This window comes from Promicromonospora kroppenstedtii DSM 19349, assembly GCF_000515355.1.
GTDB classification, from domain to species: Bacteria; Actinomycetota; Actinomycetes; order Actinomycetales; family Cellulomonadaceae; genus Promicromonospora; species Promicromonospora kroppenstedtii.
The window spans coordinates 73,785-78,345 of record NZ_KI911759.1 but is presented as its reverse complement, the minus strand read 5'-3'; the positions used below and the strand labels follow the sequence as shown (position 1 = coordinate 78,345).

Below are 4,561 nucleotides of genomic sequence, written 5' to 3'. Positions count from 1 at the left end.
GCGCTCGCGGTGGCCGACGGCGCCAGCAGGCCGCCGGCGGTGAGGGCGAGGGCGGCGGCGACCGCGGTGGATCTGGCCGTGCGGCGGTGGGGACGTGGCATCGGGGCACTCTCCGTCGTCGTCGTTGACTGGTCCGGCACGCGAGGCGACGATCACCGATGATCGTTCATGATCGGTTCGGCCGACCATCCCCGCTGTGCTCCGGCCGAACGTAGGTCGCGGGGCGCGCCGAGGTCAACATTCTGATCGAAAGTGATCGGTCGGCGGCCGCGGTCGGTACTGGCCGGACGTGCCTCAGCAGCTCCCGTGCACCGAGTCGTCCCACCAGCCGAGCACGCGCGCCGCGTGGAACGTGAGCCACTTCGACGGCTGCCCCGCGTCGACGTCGACCTCGAACCACACCCGGCCGGGGTGGCGCCGGGCCTGCAGCCAGGTGCCGTCCGGCTGCCGCTGCGAGCGCACCCGCTCGACCGCCTCGGCCACCCGCGGGTCGGGCGGCGTGTCGCGCAGCAGGGACGCCGCGCGGAAGTAGTCGGTGGCGGTGAGCACGTCGTAGAAGGCGCGGAACGGGTAGGCGAGCCGGAACACCCAGTCGGCCACCGGCTCGCCCGTGGTCAGCCGGTGGACGAGGTGCCGCTCCAGCAGGTACTCCTCGGCCCTCCGCTGCGCCTCACGGACGGCGTCCGTGCCGCCCGTCGCCTCCTCGTAGGCCAGCAGACCCTTGAGCGAGTTGAGCGTGGACCGCACCGACGCACGCGTCGAGCCCTCGACCCACTCGCAGTTCCAGCCGCCCTCGGCCATCTGGTGCGCGACGAACCAGTCGGCGACGCCGTCGACGTCCGCCCCGAGCCAGAGGCCGTTGGCCAGGGTGAACCCGTTGATGCAGGCGTCGACCTCGCCGCCCCAGTAGGGCAGGTCGTCGTACTCCCACCGGGCGTTGGCGGCGATCAGACCCGCGGTGTCCCGCTCGCGCAGCACCGCGGGGTCCAGGCCCCACTCGCGCAGGGTGTTGAGCGACCACGTGGTGGCGGTCCACGGCTGCCCCGCGCCGGGCTGCGCCTCCGGGCCGTCGAAGTCGAATCCGGCCGGGAAGAACGCCCCACCGGCCCAGGTGCCGGTCTCGTCCTGCAGCGCGAGCAGGCGGGCCCCGAACCCCTCGGTCGCGATGCGGGCCCGCGTGGCCTGCCAGACCTCGGCGGGCGCGCGCAGCAGGTCCTTCTCGACCTGCCAGCGCAGTGCCGGGTCGCTGTCGAGCAGCCACGCCGCCACGTCGTCGGACACCGGTACGGAGGCCATACCCCCGAGCGTAGGACGCGCGGCCCGCCGGTTCCACGCAAGTGGCGGGTGACCCGCCGCCCGGCGTTGCGACGCGGTGGGCCGCGGCATACGTTCGACGGGACCTGCTGACCGGGAGCACCGCCCGAGCAGCGCGAACGCCGATCGGCCAGGGGGCGCACCCATGACGAACGTTGCCGAGACCATCGTCGAGATCATCGAGGACGCGGGGGTGGAACGCGTCTACGGCCTGCCGGGTGACTCGCTGAACGGGTTCACCGACGCGATCCGCCGCACCACAAGGTGGCCTGGCAGCACGTGCGGCACGAGGAGGCGGCGGCGTTCGCGGCGGCCGCCGAGGCCGCGCTGACCGGGGAGCTCACGGTGTGCGCGGGCAGCTGCGGGCCCGGCAACCTGCACCTGGTCAACGGCCTGTACGACGCCAACCGCAGCCGGGTGCCCGTGCTCGCGATCGCGGCGCACATCCCCGCGACCGAGATCGGCAGCACCTACTTCCAGGAGACCCACCCGCAGGAGCTGTTCCGCGAGTGCAGCGTCTACACCGAGCTCGTGAGCCTGCCCGAGCAGCTCCCACGCGTGCTCGAGATCGCGATGCGCACCGCCGTCGAGAAGCGCGGCGTCGCGGTCGTCGTCGTACCGGGCGAGATCTTCCTGGCCGAGAACGTGGGCCGCAGGAAGTCCGCGCCGATCCGGGCCGCGCAGCCCGTGGTGCGTCCCGGCGAGCACGAGCTCGGGATCGCGGCGCAGATCCTGAACGAAGCCCGGCGGGTGACCATCCTGGGCGGCGCCGGGACCGAGGGCGCCCACCGGCAGGTGCTGCAGATCGCCGAGAAGCTCAAGGCGCCGATCGTGCACGCGATGCGCGGCAAGGAGTTCCTGGAGTACGACAACCCGTACGACGTCGGCATGACGGGCCTGCTCGGCTTCGCCTCCGGCTACCGCGCCATGGAGAGCTGCGACGCGCTGCTCATGCTCGGCACCGACTTCCCGTACCCGCAGTTCTACCCGTCCAAGGCGCAGGTGGTGCAGGTCGACGTCCGCGGCGAGCAGCTCGGCCGGCGCACGCCGATCGACCTGGGCCTGGTGGGCGACGTCGGCGACACGATCGAGGCCCTGCTCCCACGGCTGGACGACAAGAGCAGCCGCCGGCACCTCGACTCCTCGATCAAGCACTACACGCGGGCCCGCAAGAGCCTCGACGAGCTGGCCGACAACGACCGCAACCGCGAGCCCATCCACCCGCAGTACGTCGCGCGGCTGGTGAGCGAGCTGGCGAGCGACGACGCCGTGTTCATCCCCGACGTCGGCTCCCCCGTCGTGTGGGCCGCGCGCTACCTGACGATGAACGGCCGGCGGCGGCTGATCGGCTCGTTCAACCACGGCACGATGGCCAACGCCCTGCCGCACGCGATCGGCGCGCAGTCCGCGTTCCCGGACCGGCAGGTGGTCGCGCTGGCGGGCGACGGCGGCCTCGGCATGCTGCTGGGCGAGCTGCTCACGCTGCGGCAGAACAAGCTGCCCGTGAAGGTCGTGGTGTTCAACAACTCGTCCCTGAACTTCGTCGAGGTCGAGATGAAGGCCGCCGGGTTCGTGAACTACGGCACCGAGCTCGACAACCCCGACTTCGCCGACGTGGCGAACGCGATGGGCATCCACGGCGTGCGGGTGGAGCAGCCCGACGACCTGGAGGGCGCCCTGCGCGAGGCGTTCGAGCACGACGGCCCGGCGCTGGTCGACGTCGTCACCGCGCGCCAGGAGCTGTCCATCCCGCCGGCGGTCAACGTCCAGCAGGTCAAGGGCTTCACGCTGTACGCGATCCGCACCATCATGTCGGGGCGCGGCGACGAGCTGGTCGACCTCGCGGACACGAACGTGTTCCGACGTCTTTTCGACTGACGGAGGATCAGCTCCGCCGATCACCCGCCCGGATGTGGACAAAGCGGGCAGCACGACAAAGACTGGGCCACTGACTGGTCCCGCAATAGGTCGTTTCGTCGTGAGGAGTGCTCGTGGAGACGCTGGTCCTGGATGCCACCGGCAGGGCGCCGCTGGAAGAGGTAGCGCGGCTGCGGGAACGGGGGCCCGTCACCAGGGTCGCACTGCCCGGCGGCGTGGAGGCGTGGGCCGTGACCGACCTGGCCCTGCTGCGCCCGATGCTGGTGGACCCCAACATCTCCAAGGACGCCCGGCAGCACTGGGTGGCACTGCTCGACGGCGACATCACGCCGCAGTGGCCGCTGTACACGTGGGTGACCGGGCGGTCGATGTTCAACGCGTACGGCACCGAGCACCGGGCGATGCGCAAGGTGGCGGCGCGTTCGTTCACGGCCCGCCGGACCCGGGCGATGGAGCCGTGCGTCACGGCGGCCACCACCGCGGCGCTGGAAGCCCTGGCCGACGCCGGCAAGGGCGGCGCCGAGGTGGACCTGCGCGAGATCTTCGCCGCGACGATCCCGGTCGAGGTGATCTGCGACCTGCTGGGCGTGCCGGACGACCAGCGCGCCGACATGCGCCGGTGCGCCGACACCCTGATCGACACCGGCGCGTCACGCGAGGCCCAGGGCGCCGCCCAGCTCGAGCTGCGCTCCATGCTGACGGCGCTCGTCCACGACAAGCGCGAGCGGCCGGGCGAGGACCTGATCAGCACGGTCGCGGCCGAGCTGCCCGACGACGAGGCCGTCTCGACCGCGAACCTCATGCTCGTGGCCGGCCACGAGACCACCGTGAACCTGCTGGCCTCCGCCATCAAGCTGCTGCTGACCCACCCGGACGTGCTGGCCGCCGTCCGCTCCGGCGAGGTGACCTGGTCGGCCGTGGTCGACGAGACGCTGCGCGTGGCACCCCCGGTGATCTACATCCCGCTGCGGTTCGCGGTCGAGGACCTCGAGCTCGGCGGCGTGCCGATCGCCAAGGGTGACCCGATCATCGCCGTGTTCGGCGCCCCGGGGCGCGACGACGCCGTGCACGGCGAACCCGCGGTCTTCGACCCCGCACGGGCCGACCGCACGCACCTCGCCTTCGGTGCCGGCGCGCACCACTGCGTGGGCGAGCCGTTGGCGCGCCTGGAGGCCGAGACCGCCCTGCGGGCGCTCTTCGAGCGCTTCCCCGACCTGCGGCTCGTCGAGCCGGACGGCGACCACGGCCAGGTGCCCGGGTTCGTCGCCAACGGGCCGGTGCGGCTGCCCGCGGTGCTGGGTTAGTCAGCCGGGCCCGGGCTGCCGGCCGCGGGGTCCGCTCAGCGGAACGCCCCGCGGTCGGTGGCCCG

General features: G+C 72.6%; 2 protein-coding genes and 1 pseudogene. 2 read left to right on the top strand and 1 reads right to left on the bottom strand.

The window, feature by feature from the left end; all coding sequences use genetic code 11:
* Positions 1–294: 294 nt before the first annotated feature.
* Positions 295–1,296 (bottom strand): prenyltransferase/squalene oxidase repeat-containing protein, encoded by a 1,002-nt coding sequence (locus tag PROKR_RS27040; protein WP_036969979.1) that lies wholly within the window; start codon positions 1,294–1,296, stop codon positions 295–297.
* A gap of 163 nt (positions 1,297–1,459) precedes the next feature.
* Between PROKR_RS27040 and poxB the strand changes: the two are divergent.
* A pseudogene (poxB, locus tag PROKR_RS27035) lies at positions 1,460–3,192 on the top strand (ubiquinone-dependent pyruvate dehydrogenase).
* A 113-nt stretch (positions 3,193–3,305) separates the two neighbouring features.
* Positions 3,306–4,496 carry a cytochrome P450 family protein gene (locus PROKR_RS27030; protein WP_036970112.1) on the top strand — a complete coding sequence of 397 codons (1,191 nt, stop codon included), beginning with the start codon at positions 3,306–3,308 and terminating at the stop codon, positions 4,494–4,496.
* Positions 4,497–4,561: the final 65 nt, after the last annotated feature.